The sequence below is a fragment of the Streptomyces sp. NPDC046465 genome (assembly GCF_040646035.1).
GTDB lineage: Bacteria > Actinomycetota > Actinomycetes > Streptomycetales > Streptomycetaceae > Streptomyces.
The window spans coordinates 24,320-40,740 of record NZ_JBEYZK010000003.1 but is presented as its reverse complement, the minus strand read 5'-3'; the positions used below and the strand labels follow the sequence as shown (position 1 = coordinate 40,740).

Sequence of the window (16,421 nt, the reverse complement as noted above, 5' to 3'; positions counted from 1 at the left end):
CCGCGATGCCCACCGCGTACGACCTGCTCGTCATCGGGGACGCCAACCCCGATGTCGTCCTCGGCCCGCTCACCGAACCGCTCGCCTTCGGCCAGCGCGAACAGCTCACCGAATCCGGCTCCCTCGTCGTCGGCGGCTCCGCCGCGATCATGGCCTGCGGCGCCGCGCGACTCGGCCTGCGCGTGGCCTTCGCGGGGCGCGTCGGCGACGACGACGCCGGCCGCTATATCCGCGACGCCCTCACCGCCCACGGCGTCGACACCCGGGCCCTGGCCACGGACCCGGACCGCGCGACGCCGCTGACCGTCGTCCTCACCCGTGGCGACGACCGCGCCATCCTCACCTCGCCCGGCACCCTCACCGCGACCTCGGGACGTGACGTGCCCGCGGAACTGCTCGCCGCCAGTCGGCACGTCCACGCGGCCTCGTACTTCTTGCAGCCGAAGCTCGCCGATGACCTGCCGGACCTGCTGCGCGCCGCCCGTGCGCACGGCGCCACGACGTCCCTGGACACGCAGGACGATCCGTCGGGACGCTGGGACGGGGCCGCCCTCGACGCGGCCCTCGCGCAGACCGACATCCTGCTGCCCAACGCCCAGGAAGCGATGGGCCTCGCGGGGTGCGGGGAATCCCCCGAGGCGGCCGCCGCGCTCCTCGCCGCGCGCGTCCCCCTGGTGGTCGTCAAGAACGGGCCCCAGGGCGCCCTGTGCCACGACGGCCGCACGCTGATCAGCGCGGAGAGCATCGCGGTGACGCCCGTCGACGCGGTCGGCGCCGGGGACAGTTTCGACGCCGGATTCATCGCCGCCACGCTGCGGCACCAGCCTCCGCACGAGGCCCTGCGGTTCGCCGCCGTGTGCGGCGCCCTGTCCACGCGGGCCCACGGAGGCACCGCGGCCCAGCCCACCTGGGACGAAGCCCTCGTCCACACCACCTCTCCCACCGGAGCGCACGCATCATGACCCAGCCCAAGATCGTCTTCATCGGCGCAGGAAGCGTCGTCTTCACCCAGGGGCTGCTCGCCGACCTCTTCGCCTTCCCCGAGCTGAAGAACGCGCACATCGCCCTGCACGACATCGACGCCGAGCGGCTGGCCACCGCCGAGGCCGCGGCCCGCTACATAGCGCGTGAACGCGGCGCCGACGCCCGTATCACCGCCCACGCCGACCGCCGCGCATCCCTGGCGGGTGCCGACTTCGTCATCAACATCGTGCAGATCGGCATGGGCGAGTCCACCCGTACCGACTTCGACGTCCCCGCCCGCCACGGCCTTCGCCAGACCATCGGCGACACCCTCGGCATCGGCGGCATCTTCCGCGCCCTGCGCACCTTCCCCTTCCTCAAGCAGCTCGGCGCGGACATCGCCGAACTCTGCCCCGACGCCTGGCTGCTCAACTACACCAACCCCATGGCCATGAACGTCCAGTACCTCACCGAGGCCACCGGCCTGACCAAGGTGGTCGGCCTGTGCCACTCGGTGTACTGGACCATGCAGGACCTGGCCAAGCTCGTGGGCGTCCCCTACGAAGAGATCACCTACCGGGCCGCCGGAGTCAACCACCAGGCCTGGGTGCTGCGGTTCGAGCACCAGGGCACCGACCTCTACCCCCGCCTCGACGAACTCATCGCCGAGGACGAGCAGTTGCGGCGCCGCGTGCGCGTCGACATGTACCGACGTCTCGGCCACTACCCGACCGAGACCAGCGAGCACTCCTCGGAGTACGTGCCCTGGTACCTGCACCACGACAGCGAGATCGAGCGGCTGCGCCTCCCGATCGGTGCCTACGTCGGCATCGTCGACGAGAACGTCGCCGAGTACCGCCACACCCGCGACGCCCTCGCCGCCGGAGACCCCCTCACCGTCGAGGGCACCATGGAGTACGCGCCGCAGATCATCCACAGCATGGTCACCGGCACCCCGCGCACCGTCTACGGAAACGTCCCCAACCGCGGCCTGATCGACAACCTCCCGGCCCACGGCGTGGTCGAGGTGCCCTGCCTGGTCGACGCGGCGGGCGTCCAGCCGACCCGCGCCGGATCCCTGCCGCCGCAGCTCGCCGCCCTCAACCGCACGTATCTGAGCATGAACGACCTCGTCGTACGCGCCGCCGTCGACGACGAGCCGCGGCACATCCGGCACGCGGCCATGACCGACCCGGCCACCGCCGCCGCCCTGACCGTCGATCAGATCTGGCGCCTCTGCGACGACATGGTCCGCGCCCACGCGGACCTCCTCCAGCCGTCGCTGCGGGTCACGCTGGCCGACAGCTGACCCGGGCCACCCGGACCCAGTACCCGGGCGCACCACACTCCGACCAAGAACGGGAAACCACACGCATGTCCCTCACCAGCCAAGAGATCGCCACGCAGCCGCAGTGCTGGGAGAGCGTGCTCGGCCTGCTCCCCGACGTCGCCGCGGCGCTGCCCGCGAAGGGCGAGCACGTCGCCGTGATCGGCTGCGGCACCTCGCTCTTCATGGCCCAGGCCTACGCCCACCTGCGCGAGGAGGCCGGGCACGGCCCCACCGACGCCTTCCCCGCGTCGGCTGCCCGGCTGCACCGCCGCTACGACCGGATCATCGCCCTCACCCGCTCCGGCACCACCACCGAGATCCTCACCGCGCTCGCCGCCGCCGACCCGGCCGCCCGCGTCACGACGATCACCGCGGTGCCCGGCTCACCGGCCGCCCGCGTCGCCCACGACGTGATCGCGCTGGCGGAGGCCGACGAGCGGTCCGTCGTCCAGACCCGCTATCCGACCACGCAACTGATCCTGCTCCTGGCCCACTTGGGCCACTCCGTCGAGCAGGCGCGCGCCGACGTCGTGACCGCGCTCGAAGCCCCCCTCGACGCGGGCCTGCTCGGCGCCGAGCAGATCACGTTCCTCGGCGAGGGCTGGCATGCGGGGCTCGCCCACGAGGCCGCCCTGAAGGTGCGCGAGGCCGCGGCCCACTGGACGGAGTCCTACCTGGTCCCGGAGTACCGGCACGGGCCCATCGCCGTGGCGGGGCCGGGGCGCGCCGTGTGGAGCCTGTCCCCGCTGCCCGAGGAGCTTGCCGAGCGGATCGAGGCCACGGGCGCCTTCCTGCGCCGGCCGAGCCTCGATGCGCTCGCGGAACTCGTGCTCGCCCAGCGCCTGGCCGTGCGGCTCGCCGAGGACGCGGGGCGCGACCCCGACAGCCCCGCCCACCTGACCCGGTCCGTGGTCCTCGCCTGACGGACCCCATGACCGGCGGGGACCGCCCTCTCTCCCCCGACTCGGCGGTCCCCGCCTCTCCTTCGCCCCGACCTCGCCCGGCCGACTCGTCCGGTCGGCCACCGACCCTGGAACGCAGCCATGCCTCTGGTCACCCCGTACGACATGCTCCACACCACCTCCGCGGCGGTGGGAGCCTTCAACGTCGCCCTCATCGAGCAGTTGGAGGCCATCCTCATCGGAGCCGAGCGTGCCCGGCTCCCCGTGATCGTGCAGATCAGCGAGAACGCCGTCGCCCATCACGGCTCCCTGGCTCCCCTCGCGGCAGCGGCCCGTACCGCTCTCGCCGCCTCGTGCGTCCCCGCGGCCCTGCACCTGGACCACGCCACCCGCCCCGAGCTGATCGAGGAGGCCGTCGCCCTCGGCTTCACGTCCGTCATGTACGACGGCGCCGCCCTGCCCTGGCAGGAGAACGTCGCCCACACCCGTCGGATCGCGCGCCACTGCCGGGAGCACGGCGTGTTCCTGGAGGCGGAGCTGGGCGAGATCGGCGGCAAGGACGGCGCGCACGCGCCCGGGGTGCGCACGGACCCCGCCGAGGCCGCCCAGTTCGTGCGGGACACCGGCGTGGACGCCCTCGCGGTGGCCGTCGGCACCTCGCACCACATGACGGAACGCACCGCCCGACTCGACCTGGAGCTCGTACGGGAGTTGCGTGCCGCGGTGCCGGTGCCGCTCGTCCTGCACGGTTCGTCGGGGGCCGACGACGCGACCCTGGCCGCGGCGGCGGCCGCCGGTATCCGCAAGATCAACATCTCGACGCACCTCAACGCGGTCTTCACCGAGGCCGTGCGCGGCGTACTCGACTCGGGGCCGGTCGTCGACCCCCGGCGCTATGTGAGCCGGGGCCGCGAGGCGATGGCCGCCGAGGTCGCCCGGCTGCTGCGGCTCTTCTCCTCTTCGGTTCCGGCGGCCGTGACTTCGTAGCCGGGGAGCGGATGCGACAAGGCCATCAGCAGCAAGCGGACACAGCAGCCGGAATGGAATGATCCCTGGGAAAGCCAAATAGGCCCGAACGGGATATGGCACGGAATCTACGTGCCGGACTACAAAATCGAAGTCGCCCTCGCCTACCGGAGTCCGCGAAGTGACCGACTCTTAGTTCCCGGGTCCTCGCAGGACGGCGAACAGCCCCCGGGCCCGTTCGCCTTCGGGGCCTCGCCAGGAACCGTGGACGTGGCCGGTGGCCCCTTGCGGAACCAGGGGCTCGTCGTCGGGGACGGGCCGCAGAACCCGCTGCAAGCGCAGGAGCGCGCCGTGCGGGAGGGCAAGCACCGTGCCCTCCCGATCGTCGGTGGCAGGGGCGGGAGAGGCCGAAGAGGCCGCGCCTTCACCGGTGAAGGATGAGGTGACCTCCCGGTCGGGAGCGTCGCTGATGTTCTGGGCCTGGGCGTGGACCCTGCCCTCGATGAGCGCGAGCAACTGGGCGACCAGTACCGGGTCGTGGCAGCCGTCGTACGCCCAGCGACGGCCGAGGACCCCGTGCTCCATCGTGCCCACGAGGGCGTGCTCCGCCCCGTCGAGCGGGGCACCGCGATAGGTGAGCGGCACCAGGTACGCGGTCGCCTCGGCGCCGGACGTATCGGTGACCACGATGAACTCCATGCCCACCTCCCCCGCCGGGTCGTCGAGGCGGAAGCCGCCGGACGTGACCAGCTCCGGTTCGCCCTTGCCCCTGAACCACGGGCGTGCGGGGAGCCAGGAACCGAGCAGTTCCAGTTTGGTCGGTTCAACGGAGGTGCGGTGGATGACGGCCATGCCGGGACTCTCTTCCGTCGAGCGGATGCGGTCCCGCCCACCTTGCCACCCGTGCGACGGCGGTAGAGCGGCGAGGCCCTCGGGCCGGTTTGTATCCAGTGGGTATCAGGGGGCGCTTGGTCTGCCATCGGTTGGGGGATACGGCCCCGGTGGAAGTTGCCGGGTCCGTTGTCTGCCATATCGTTCCTTTCAGGTCGCTGGTCACCCCACCACCCGTCCGCCCCACTAGACCCGCCCGTGCAGGAGTGATCCCCCCGTGTCGTCGTCCACCCCGGCTCCGGCCTCCCCGCAGCCCGTCCGTGTGCTGCTGGTGGAGGACGACGACCTGATGCGGCGGTCCTTCGCCGTCGCTCTGGAGCGCTACGGGTACGGGGTCGAGGTCGCGGCCGACGGGCTCGCGGGGCTCGAACTCTTCCGCGACGAGACGTTCGACCTGCTGATCCTGGACGTCATGCTGCCCGGTCTCGACGGGATCGGGCTGTGCCGCAGGGTCCGCGAGACCAGCCTGGTGCCGGTCCTGATGATGTCGGCGCGCGGTGACGGACTCGATGTCGTCGCCGGTCTCGAGGCCGGGGCGGACGACTATGTGGTCAAGCCCGTGGACACGTACGTCTTGGTGGCCCGCATCCGCTCGCTGCTGCGTCGGGCGACGTACGCGCCCGCCCCGGCGTCCGTCCCGTCCGAGGAGAATGTGCTGGTCTTCGGGGATCTGAGCATCGACACGGGTGGCCTGGAGGTGACCGTGTCCGGGCGTCCCGTGGCGCTCACCCCGACCGAACTGAAGCTGCTGCTCGAGTTCGCCGCCCACCCGGGGATCGTGCTGGAGCGGCACACGCTGCTGCGCAACGTCTGGGACTACGGCTGGGACGGCGACAGCCGGGTCGTGGACCTGTGTGTGCAGCGGCTGCGCGGCAAGCTGGGACGGGACCGCATCGAGACGGTCCGCGGCTTCGGCTACAAGCTCAGGCGCTGAGAGCCTGTGTCACCGTTCCGCGGGCCGACCCGTGTGGGCCTGCGCTGGAAGATCGCGGCACTGGCCGCTGCCACGGCGTGTCTCGTCGCGGCGGTGGTGGGCGTACTGGTGCATCTGTGGACCGCGCGGGACATCCGCGACCGGGCCGACGCGAACGCCTTCAACACCGTCTACTCCGCGATGGGCACCTACCGGCGCACCGGCACGCTGGCCGACGGTGCCGAGCTCGATCCACGCGACCTGCCCGGCGCACTGCGCCACCCGGCCGACGGCGAGCGGCACACGGCCTACGACGGACGCGTCGACGGCAACCTGGGGCCCAGCTACTGGGGCGCCCAGCGGGTCGGCGGTCCGGGCAGCCGGGTCCTTGCCGTCCGGATCAACATGAGCCCGGAACTGCACGAGCTGCACCGGCTCGACGTGGTCATGGTGGCGGCCTCGCTGGTGGCGCTCGGGGCGGCCGTTCCCCTCGCCGTGTACGGGGCCGGGCTGCTCGGCCGACGGCTGCGGCGGGTCTCCGAGACGGCGGGCCGGATCTCCGCGGGGGATCTGGACGCCAGGACCGGGCCTGCCGCGGGCCGCGACGAGGTGGACGACATCGCCGCCACCGTCGACCTCATGGCCGATACCCTCGCCCGGCAGCTCCGCTCCGAGCGCCGTTTCACCGCGGACGTGGCCCACGAACTGCGTACCCCCGTCGGCGGTCTGCTGGCCGCCGCCGACCTGCTGCCCGCGGGTGAGACGGAGGACCTGCTGCGGGCCCGGGTGCGCGATCTGCGCGGCCTGGTCGAGGACCTCCTGGAGATCTCCCGCCTCGACGCGGGGGCCGAACAGCCGGTCCGGGCCCATGTCCCGCTCGGGGCGGTCGTCTCCGAAGCGGTGGTGCGCACCGGCCTCGCAACCGAGGTCACCATCGGCGGCGGACAGACGGACGCATCTGCGCGGGAGCAGGCACCGCAGACCGTCGAGACCGACCCGCGCCGCCTCGAACGCATCGTCAGCAACCTCGTCGTCAACGCCCACCGGCACGGTGGATCTCCGGTGCGGGTCACCGTCGAGGGGCGCACCGTCGTCGTACGCGACCACGGCCCGGGCTTTCCCCCCGAGGTACTCCGCGACGGGCCGCGGCGCTTCCACACGGGCGCGGCGGAGCGCGGCTCGGGCCACGGCCTCGGCCTGACCATCGCGCTGGGCCAGGCGCGGCTGCTCGGCGCCGAACTGCGCCTGGACAACGCCCCGGACGGCGGCGCGGTCGCCACCCTGCGCCTGCCGAACTGAGCCACCCACTGCACGGGCCGCACAGCCGCTGCACAGTAGAGCCGCCACCGATACGTCACGGCCCAGACGCCGATACGTTCCCCGGACACCCTTCGACGTGCACCCACCGCACCGACGAGGAGTCCCCCTGTGAGCCCCGGCCCCTTTGCCCAGCACGAACTGCAGGAACTGCAGGAACTGCACGGACTGCACACGACGACCGGAATAGCGGCCTCCACCACCGACCTGTCGAAGGTCTACGGCAGCGGCGACACCCGTGTCGTCGCCCTGGACCGGGTCAGCATCTCCTTCCGCGAGGGCGAGTTCACCGCGATCATGGGCCCCTCCGGCTCCGGCAAGTCCACCTTGATGCACTGCGCCGCCGGGCTCGACTCCGTCAGCTCCGGCTCCGTACGCATCGGCACGACCGAGTTGAGCACGCTCGACGACCGGCAGCTGACGGAGCTGCGCCGTGACCGGATCGGCTTCATCTTCCAGGCGTTCAACCTGCTGCCGACCCTGACGGCGATGGAGAACATCACGCTGCCGCTCAGCATCGCGGGCCGTCGCCCCGACGAGGAGTGGCTGCGGCGCGTGGTGTCCATGGTCGGTCTCGCCGAGCGTCTCGACCACCGTCCCGGGCAGCTGTCCGGCGGGCAGCAGCAGCGCGTGGCGGTGGCCCGCGCCCTGGCTTCCCGGCCGGGGATCGTCTTCGGCGACGAGCCCACCGGCAACCTCGACTCGCGTGCGGGGGCCGAGGTGCTCGGCTTCCTGCGCGACGCGGGGCGCGACCTTGGCCGGACCGTGGTCATGGTCACCCACGACCCGGTCGCCGCCGGCTACGCGGACCGCGTGGTCTTCCTGGCCGACGGGCGGCTCGTCGACGAGATGAAGCAGCCGACGCCGGAGCGCGTCCTGGACCTGATGAAGACGCTCGACACTGGCCCGCGCACCAGCTGAGGCACCGCGCCCTTTCTGACAGCTGCCCCACCGGTGCCGCAAGCCCCTCCCCGCACCGCCCCGCACCACCCACCCGCTCGCCTCGCCGAGCCCTCCTCCCAGGATTCGCCCCGTATGTTCCGTACCGCTCTGCGCAACGTCTTCGCGCACAAGGCCCGGCTGGCCATGACCGTCCTCGCGGTCTGCCTGGGTGTCGCGTTCGTCAGCGGCACCCTCGTCTTCGCCGACTCCTCGGCCGCGGCCTACCGCGCCGCCGCGTCGCAGAACTTCGCCGGGATCGCCGTCAGCGTGACCCCGAAGGACCCGCCCCCGGGCACCGCCGTCGACGAGCACTCTCCCGCCCTGGACGACGCCCTGGTCAGGAAGTTGGCGGGCGTGCCCGGCGTCGCCGCCGTACGCCCCACGGCCGACGGATCGGCCGTCCTGAACGCGGCGGACGGCACGCCGCTGCGGGCCGACAAGGCGTGGGCCAACCTGGGCGCCGCCTACGTGCCGGGCAAGGGCGGCAAGGACAGCCGATACCCCCTGGCCGAGGGCCACGCCCCGCGTGACGGCAAGGAGCTGGCCGTGGACAGCGGGACCGCGTCCGCCGGGCACCTCCGCATCGGTGACATGGTCACGGTGGCCACCGACGGACCGGTCATGAAAAAGCGACTTGTCGGCATCGTCACCACCAAAGACACGCGGGTGACGGCCGGGGGCACCCTGGTCCTGTTCGACAAGGCGAGCGCCCAGCGCCTCTTCGCGTCCCCCGGCCACTACACCGGCATCGACGTGTCCGCCGCGGACGGCACCGGGCAGTCCGAGCTCTCCCGCCGCGTCGAGGACGTCCTGCCCGCCGACCGGGCCCAGGCCACCACCGGCAGCGCCCAGGCCGACCAGGAGGCGACGAACGTCGACACCATGACCCGCGGCTATCGGAAGATGCCCATGATCTTCGCCGGGGTCTCGCTGTTCATCGGCTCGTTCCTCGTCGTCAACACCTTCACCATGCTGGTGTCCCGGCGTACCCGGGAGATCGCGCTGCTGCGGGCGATCGGCGCGGGACGCCGCCAGATGGTGCGCTCCGTCCTCCTGGAGGCCCTGCTGATCGGCCTCACCGCGTCGGCGGCCGGATTCCTGCTCGGCCTCGGCATCGCCGCCGTACTGCCCGACGTCCTGAGCACCACCGGCGACACCCTGCCCGACGGGCCCCTCGTGATCGGCGCACGCCCCGTCCTCGCGGCGCTCGGCGTGGGGGTGGGCGTCACGGTGCTCGCCGCGTGGCTGCCCGCGCGCGGGGCGGCCGGGATCGCCCCCATCGAGGCGCTGCGGGCGGCCGAGCAGCCGCCCTCCGCCGCGCGTTCACGCAGGCGCGGCCTGGCGGGGCTCGCTCTCCTCGTCATCGGCGCCGGTCTGCTGGTGTCCCTCACCGGGGCCGAGGACGCCTCGGAGGAAAACTTGCGGAGCGCGATGCTCGGCTGCACCGTCCTGCTCTTCGCCATGATCGTCCTCTCGCCGCTGCTCGCCGCTCCCGTGATCCGCCTTGCCGGGCGCCTCACCGGACGCTTCGGTGTCATCGGCCGTCTCGCGCGGGAGAACGCGCTGCGCGACCCGCGGCGCACGGCGGCGACCGCCGCCACCTTGATGATCAGTACGGCGCTGGTCGCCGGGCTCGCCGTCATCGGGAACTCCACCGGCCAGGCCCTGGACCGCCAGGCCGCGGCAGGACTCGGCGCCGACTACGTGATCGGCACCCGCACCCCCACGACCGGCATCGACAAGGCCACTGTCCGGCGGGTGGCCGACGCCCCCGGGGTGCGGACCGCCGCGGCGGTCTCGGACTCCACCCTGTTCGTCGGCGGCCGCGTCCGGGAGATCTCCGGCGTCGACCCGCGGGCAGCCGCCGCCACCATGGAGCTCGACTTCGTCAGCGGCTCGCTCGACGACCTCGGGCCGGGCCGGATCGCCCTCTCCAGCACCCTCGCCCGGGAACAGGGTGTGGGCGTGGGCGGCAAGCTGACCGCGTCGATGGGCCGCAGCCAGAAGACCGGGACGTACACGGTCGTGGGCGTCTACCGGGACAACCCCACCGCGCACGACGCGCTGGGCGCCCGGAGCGAGGTGCGGCACAACAGCTTCAGGCCGGGCTCCGTGCAGCGGATCCTCGTGCGCACCGATGACGGCGCGACCTCACGGACTCAGGATCGGCTGCGTACGGCGGTGGGCGACAGCCCGCTCCTGAAGGTGCAGGACCGCGAGGAACTCGTGCGCGAGGCGGCCGGTGCCGTGGGCAACCTCCTGACGCTGATGTACGGGCTGTTGGCCATCGGTGTCGTGATCTCGGCGCTAGGCATCGTGAACACGCTGGCCATGTCGGTCACGGAGCGCACCCGCGAGATCGGTGTGCTGCGCGCCATCGGCATGGACCGCTCCGGAGTCCGGCGGATGATCCGCCTGGAGGCGGTGACTGTGGCCGCGTTCGGCACGCTCCTCGGCCTCGTGGGCGGGGTGTTCGGGGCGTGGGCGGTCGGCGCGCTGGCCAACGGCGCGATGGAGGGGTACACGCTGTCGGTGCCGTGGGGGACGCTGGCGCTCGTATGCCTGGCATCCCTGGTGATCGGCGCGCTCGCGGCGGCTCTTCCGGCCCGTCGGGCGGCGGCGCTGAGCCCGCTGGAGGCGGTCGCGGAGGCCTGACGGGCGGAAGACCGGCGCTCGCTCAGCCCACGGGCTCGAGCTTCAGCGTCTGCTCGGCCGCGGTCCTCCCACCGCCGACACCACCGCGGACGCCGCCGCCGGTCGTGTCGGTCCAGGCGCGGGTGGGTGTGGTCTCGGCCAGTCTGCCCTTGGCGTCGGACAGGGCGATGACGAGGCCGCTGTAGCGGTTGACCAGGCGCACGGTGTCCGTGGCGCGTCCCTTCGCGTCGCGGCCGGGCACGACGAACCACTGCTGGCCGACGGTGGGTCCGGCCTGGGGCGCCGCGGTCACGGTCGGCTTGGCGCCCCAGGCGCGGCCCGCGTTCGTGGTCGGGTCGACGCCCAGGAGCCGGCCGGTCGCGGCGTTGGCGATGCGGTACGAGCCGTCGGCGTTCGAGGTGAAGACCCAGTGGCCGCGTGGGGAGTTCTCGCCCGACGGGCGTGAGGTCGTGCCGCTGCCACTGGCCGCCTGGGCGAGGGCGCGGCCCGCGCCGCTGCCGATGGTGTAGGCGGTTCCGGAGTCGACGGGAGCGGCCGGGCCGCTGGTGTCGATGGTGGTGTCGTAGTACTCGCCGTCGGTGCCGCCCGAGCACTGGAAGGAGCAGTAGCTGCGGAACTTCTTCCCGACGACGGTGGAGCCGGTCTTGTTCACCGAGTCCAGCATCCAGCGGTACCAGGATCCGGAACGGTAGTCGCCGGTGTCGCCGATCAGCTTCCACTTCTGGGTGGAGAGGTCGTCGGTGGCGTAGAAGCGCTGCGGTTGGGTGCTGTCCTGGACGACGGCCTCGGGCTGGCCGATGTACGTGCCGAGGTGGGCGTCGTAGGCGATGTTCATGGTCAACAGGTCCGATTTGGCGGGCAGTTCACCGGCGTCCTGCTGTTCCTTGACGGAGCCTTCGTTGGCCGGGTCGTAGTCGTGCGCCACGGGGGTGTAGCCGGTGGCGTTGTCGGCGTCGACCGGTTCCATGTTGCTCTCCAGGCCGCCGATGCCGGGCTGCGACCAGGCGCCGTCGTACCACTTCCGCCAGGAGCCGGGGGCCAGCTTGCCGGACATGGGGGCGCGGGCGACATGGGCCCGGCTGCCGTCCGTCCACCCGCCCGGGACGCCGCCCTTGGGGATGACGCGGGAGTTGTAGTAGACGTAGAAGTAGCCGGACGCGGTGTCGGCGAAGAGGCGCGGGTCGCCGTTGCCGTAGTGGTAAGTGTCGTGCGGGAATGCCGAGTTGTCGCCGCGCTCGGTGCTGTACGGCGAGGTGAGGACGTGGTCCTTGATGGTCCAGGTCCTGCCCTGGTCCTTGGAGAGGGCGTAGTCGATCGCGTCGTAGTGCAGGCCGTCGCCGAAGGGCTGCGGGGTGAATTCGTTGTGGACCAGGCCGTACCAGTGGCCGGTGTCCGGGTCGACCCACACGCCCATCAGGTCGCAGTAGTTCTTCCGCGCGTAGTGCGAGGTGTCCGCGGCCCGGGTGGCCGCACGGCCGGTGGGGCTGTTGTCGCACCGCCAAGTGGTGTCGTTGTTGCGGTCCTTGGCGTTTGCGGGGTCGACCGCGTCGCTCAGTTTGGCGTCGCGGGTGGCGGAGTCGAAGTCCTTGCCCGTGTAGAACGTCCACTTGCGCGGGTCGTCGGCGCCGTACAGGGCGTGTGCGGACTGATAGTGGAACGACCCGTCCTTGTCGATGTAGGTCGCGGCGGGTGAGTCGTCGGGGTGGGTCCAGGGGCCCTTCTGTCCGACGGTGACCTGATACGCGGGGGCGGGGGCGTCTTGGGCTGCCGGTCCGGGCGCCGGTGTGGACGGTGCCGGTCCGGGCGCTGCCGGTACGGGTGCTGCCGCGCTGAGCAGGACGGCCGCGCCCACCGCGAAGGCGGCCAGGACTCGTGCTCTGGGACGGAGTGACACAGGTACTCCTCTCGGGGCCGGACACCTCGCGGGCGGCGCGCCCGCGCGGCGGTGGTTCACCATGCGAAGACCGCCCAGCCGCGGTGCGGCAGCGGGGCCCCCAGTTCGTGGACGGTGCGGGACCGCGCCCCGGCGACGGCTGCTTCGACGGCGGCATCGGCGGGCTCGGCCAGCGGTGCGAGCAGCGTCGCCCGTACGTCGCGGTGGGGACCGTCGCGGTGGGGACCGTCGTGGTGGGGATCCGGCAGGTGGATGCGGGGGTGCGCCGGGTCGGCGCTGCCGTTGGCGACCGCGAGCCGGTGGCCGTCGGCGGAGCGCGTCGCGTACGGGATCAGATGCGGGGCGCCGCTCACCAGCGGGAGCCGGGGCCGCTCACCCTCCAGGAAGCGGATCGTCGTGTGGAGCAGGCTGCGGCCCTCGTCGCTGCGGGCCAGGTCGGCGGGCGCGGTCGCGGCGAGGACCGCGACGCGCCCGCCGAGCGCGTTGACGAAGTGGCACCGGCCCGCACCCCAGGGGCGGCCGTCGGGCGTGCGGACCCGGGTGAGGACGTCGGCACCGGCCAGCGGTTCGACGCGGGCCAGCGCCGGCTGGACGTCGACGCTCAGGTCCGCGCCGCCGCCCTCGCCGCCGTCCGCGCCGCCGCCCTCGCCGCCGTCCGCGCCGCCGCCCTCGCTGCCGTCCGCTGCGCACGCGTCCGTGACCTGCTCGACCGCGTACGGCCCCGGCAGCGCCGGATCCTCGCGGCCGACCAGCTCACTCACCCGTACGCCGAGGAGGTCGGCGAACCCGCGCCGGGTCAGTTCGTGTGCCGCCACCCCGTCCAACAGCAGCCCGCCGCGCAGCAGTTCGCGTATCGCGTCGTCGTCGAAGGTGTGGACGAGGCTGCCGAACAGCGCCTGGACCGGGGCCGGTCGCGCGGTGACCGGAACGCCGTAGCCGAGCAGGAATTCGGCGGTCTGCGCGGGGTCGGCGACCAAGTCCCGCATCCGGCCCGCCCCCGCGGGCAGCCGGGCGGCGGTGTCCTGCCGCCACGGCAGCCCCACACCCAGCGGCGCCATGTCGTCCGCGTGCCGTGCGGCCAGCCAGTCCAGGGCCGGCCGGGAGCGCCGCAGCAGCCGGTCGATGCGCGGGAAGTTCTCCGCGCGCTCACCGTGGGAGGGGTGCAGGTTCAGCAACAGCGCGTCGGCGCCGGAGAGTTGGGCGGTCACCATCTCCGACCAGGTCTGGGTGTCCGACTTCGACCACGCGGTGTGCGGCCAGTTCTCGATCTCCGGCTCGCAGGCCGCGTGGCGCGGGCGGAGCGTGCGCTGCGCCTCCAGGGACCAGAGCGCGGCGGCGAGGCCACGGGCGGGGGTGTCCGAGTACGAGGCGAAGTGCGGCCGGTGGGTCACCTCGCGGCCGACGGACAGGGCGGCGAACAGCGCCTCCCAGTCGCGGCCCTCCACGGAGTGCATCGCGGGCAGCGAACTCATGAGCCCCAGCTGCGAGCGGCCCCCGGAGCGCCGCCTCACCACTTCGGCAAGGCCCTCCGCTACCTCCAACTGGGCCGTGCGCCACACCTGTTGGAGCAGTGGGCGCCAGGGGTGGGGCGGGCCGGGCGCGGTGACGGCGGCGACCACCTGCTCCCGGGTGACCGGCTCGCCGACGAGGGCTTCGAGCCGCTCCAGCATGAGCGGCTCGAAGCCGCCGCCCCAGTCGAGCGGGGCGTGGTTGTGGTAGCGGAAGTCGTCCTCGACCCACAGGACCCGGAAGCCCAGGTCGGCGAAGAGCCCGTAGTGCGCGTAGAGCCAGCGGCGCCAGACGGGGCAGGCGAAGGACGCCTGGGCGGCCGCCTGCTGTCCGGTGGGCGAGACCATGGGCGCGAAGCCGAGCGTGCCGATCCGGCCCCGGTCCGCGTGGCCGACGGTGACCCAGGGGTTGAGGCTGACGTCCAGCCCGGCCGCGCTCAGTACGTCGCGGGCCTCACCCGCCGCCTCGAACCACCTCGCTTCATCAATACCGGCGAGGTGCCCGGTGTACAGCTGCTCGGCTCCGAGGAGCAGCACCACCTCGTCCACGCCGTTCTCGCCGCACACCTTGGCCAGGGCGCGGGCCCGGTCCGCGAGATCGTCGCCGGGGCGCAGTTGGAACCGCAGGTGGTAGCGCGCACGCCGGGCGACGGGCCGAGGCTTCACCGATTCCTGTGCCGTGCCGGTGTCCATCGATGCGACTCCCTTGCCGAATTAGTTCGGCTAGGATCCAAAATAAAGAGAACCTCGTCAACAGGTTCACGACAAGAAATCGATGCGGGACGATCAGCACGGACCACGGCACGGACCACGGCACAGACCAAGGAGCGGCTCCGGTGACGGCAGACCTACGCGGCGCAGGCGTACGCGACTTGGGCGGGGCGGGGCCGCCACGGGCCGGTGATCGCGCCTCGCTGCGCCGGACCAACCTCAGCCTGGTCCTTCGCCTGCTGCGTGACGCCGGGCCGCGGCCCCGTGCCCAGATCGCGGCCGAGACCGGCCTGCCCAAGGCCACCATCACCCATCTGGTCGCCGAGCTCATGGAGAGCGGCCTGGTGCGCGAAGGGGAGGCGGAGCGCCACGGCTTCGTCGGCCGCCCCGGCCGCACCGTGGAGATCGACGGCCGTACCGTCTGCGGCATCGGCGTCGAGATCAACGTCGCCTACCTGAGCCTGATCGCCCTCGACCTGCGCGGCGAGGTCGTCGCCCGGCGCCGCACCCCACTGGACACGCGCGGCACCGAACCGGCCGCCGTGCTGGACCGGATGGCACAGGCCATCGCCGAAACGCGCACGGCCCTGTACGCGCGGGGCGTGACCCCGGTCGCGGTGACCGTCGCGGCTCCCGGCGTGATCAAGACCGGCTCCGGCGTGGTCTCGTACGCTCCCAACATCGGCTGGCAGGACGTCGCCGTCACCGAGGGGCTGTGTGAGCGGCTCGGCCCCGGGGCGCCGCCGATCGGCCTGGAGAACGACGCCAAGTCGGGCGCCATCGCCGAGTATCTCGTCGCCGCGTCGGCCGACATCCACGACCTGATCTACGTGACCGGCGAGACGGGCGTCGGCGGCGGCATCATCTCCGACGGCCGGCTGCTGCAGGGGTCGGCCGGATTCGCGGGCGAGATCGGCCATATGCCCCTGGACCCGGGCGGGTTGCCGTGCGTCTGCGGCCGGGTCGGCTGCTGGGAGACCCTGGTCGGCCTCGCTGCCCTGCTCGACCGTGCGGCGCCGCCGCCCGACCCGGTCCACGACCCCACCGTCGACCTGGAACAGCGGCTGACGGAGCTGCGCCGCCGCGCCGACGCGGGCGACGCCGCCACTCTCACCGCGCTGCGAGGGATCGCCGACGGCCTGGCTCTGGGCGTGGCCCTGCTCGCCGATGTGCTCAACCCCCGCGCCGTCGTCCTGGGCGGCTACTTCACCCACTTCGGCGACTACCTCATCGACCGCGTACGCGCCGAGTTCGCCGCCCGGGTCATGGCCCCCGAAGCCGGCGGCTGCGAGATCGTCCTTTCGTCCCTGGGCTTCAGCGCCGCGGCCCGGGGCGGCGCGTGCCTGGCGCTCGACCGGGTGTACCAGGACCCGATCGGGACGGCTGCTTCCGTGGGGGCCGGGCGTACGGGGCCGTAGGCGGCCCGCTT

The 16,421-nt window shown here is 72.8% G+C and carries 12 protein-coding genes; 9 read left to right on the top strand and 3 right to left on the bottom strand.

All coding sequences use genetic code 11. The features are described 5' to 3' along the window. Window positions 1-5 precede the first annotated feature (5 nt). The 4 genes from ABZ953_RS05600 to ABZ953_RS05585 all read left to right on the top strand — a co-directional run bounded on the left by ABZ953_RS05600 (window position 6) and on the right by ABZ953_RS05585 (window position 4,182). Complete coding sequence (locus tag ABZ953_RS05600; protein WP_361717191.1) at window positions 6-962, top strand: carbohydrate kinase family protein; 957 nt, start codon at window positions 6-8, stop codon at window positions 960-962. Then, a complete protein-coding gene (locus ABZ953_RS05595; RefSeq protein ID WP_361717188.1) occupies window positions 959-2,272 on the top strand; it encodes an alpha-glucosidase/alpha-galactosidase in 1,314 nt (437 codons plus the stop codon). Before ABZ953_RS05600 ends, ABZ953_RS05595 begins: the two co-directional genes overlap by 4 nt. 65 nt (window positions 2,273-2,337) lie before the next feature. Continuing rightward, window positions 2,338-3,216: an SIS domain-containing protein gene (locus ABZ953_RS05590; RefSeq protein ID WP_361717185.1), complete on the top strand. Its 879-nt coding sequence runs from the start codon at window positions 2,338-2,340 to the stop codon at window positions 3,214-3,216. Between the two features lie 120 nt (window positions 3,217-3,336). After that, entirely contained in the window at window positions 3,337-4,182 is an 846-nt protein-coding gene (locus tag ABZ953_RS05585) for a class II fructose-bisphosphate aldolase (protein WP_361717182.1), read from the top strand. Window positions 4,183-4,353: 171 nt separating this feature from the next. Here the strand turns inward: ABZ953_RS05585 and ABZ953_RS05580 are convergent, their stop codons facing one another. Continuing rightward, window positions 4,354-5,013, bottom strand: a complete 660-nt coding sequence (locus ABZ953_RS05580; protein WP_361717179.1) for a 1,4-alpha-glucan branching protein — start codon at window positions 5,011-5,013, stop codon at window positions 4,354-4,356. A 256-nt stretch (window positions 5,014-5,269) separates the two neighbouring features. Here ABZ953_RS05580 and cseB point away from each other — a divergent pair, with 256 nt between their 5' ends. The 4 genes from cseB (at window position 5,270) to ABZ953_RS05560 (ending at window position 10,879) form a co-directional block, all read left to right on the top strand. Beyond that, complete coding sequence (gene cseB, locus ABZ953_RS05575; protein WP_361717177.1) at window positions 5,270-5,986, top strand: two-component system response regulator CseB; 717 nt, start codon at window positions 5,270-5,272, stop codon at window positions 5,984-5,986. 6 nt (window positions 5,987-5,992) lie between these two features. After that, the gene (locus ABZ953_RS05570) at window positions 5,993-7,264 is read left to right on the top strand and encodes a HAMP domain-containing sensor histidine kinase (protein WP_361717174.1); all 1,272 of its coding nucleotides are present in this window, start codon (window positions 5,993-5,995) and stop codon (window positions 7,262-7,264) included. Window positions 7,265-7,423: 159 nt separating this feature from the next. Then, complete coding sequence (locus ABZ953_RS05565; protein ID WP_361718232.1) at window positions 7,424-8,203, top strand: ABC transporter ATP-binding protein; 780 nt, start codon at window positions 7,424-7,426, stop codon at window positions 8,201-8,203. Window positions 8,204-8,317: 114 nt separating this feature from the next. Then, window positions 8,318-10,879 carry an FtsX-like permease family protein gene (locus tag ABZ953_RS05560; protein WP_361717171.1) on the top strand — a complete coding sequence of 854 codons (2,562 nt, stop codon included), beginning with the start codon at window positions 8,318-8,320 and terminating at the stop codon, window positions 10,877-10,879. A gap of 22 nt (window positions 10,880-10,901) precedes the next feature. On the opposite strand, the gene ABZ953_RS05555 is transcribed toward ABZ953_RS05560, so the two are convergent. Beyond that, a complete protein-coding gene (locus ABZ953_RS05555) occupies window positions 10,902-12,773 on the bottom strand; it encodes an RICIN domain-containing protein (RefSeq protein ID WP_361717168.1) in 1,872 nt (623 codons plus the stop codon). 56 nt (window positions 12,774-12,829) lie between these two features. Continuing rightward, window positions 12,830-14,974: a hypothetical protein gene (locus ABZ953_RS05550; protein WP_361717165.1), complete on the bottom strand. Its 2,145-nt coding sequence runs from the start codon at window positions 14,972-14,974 to the stop codon at window positions 12,830-12,832. A 143-nt stretch (window positions 14,975-15,117) separates the two neighbouring features. On the opposite strand from ABZ953_RS05550, the gene ABZ953_RS05545 reads away from it, so the two are divergent. Beyond that, window positions 15,118-16,410 (top strand): ROK family transcriptional regulator, encoded by a 1,293-nt coding sequence (locus ABZ953_RS05545; RefSeq protein WP_361717162.1) that lies wholly within the window; start codon window positions 15,118-15,120, stop codon window positions 16,408-16,410. Window positions 16,411-16,421 lie beyond the last annotated feature (11 nt).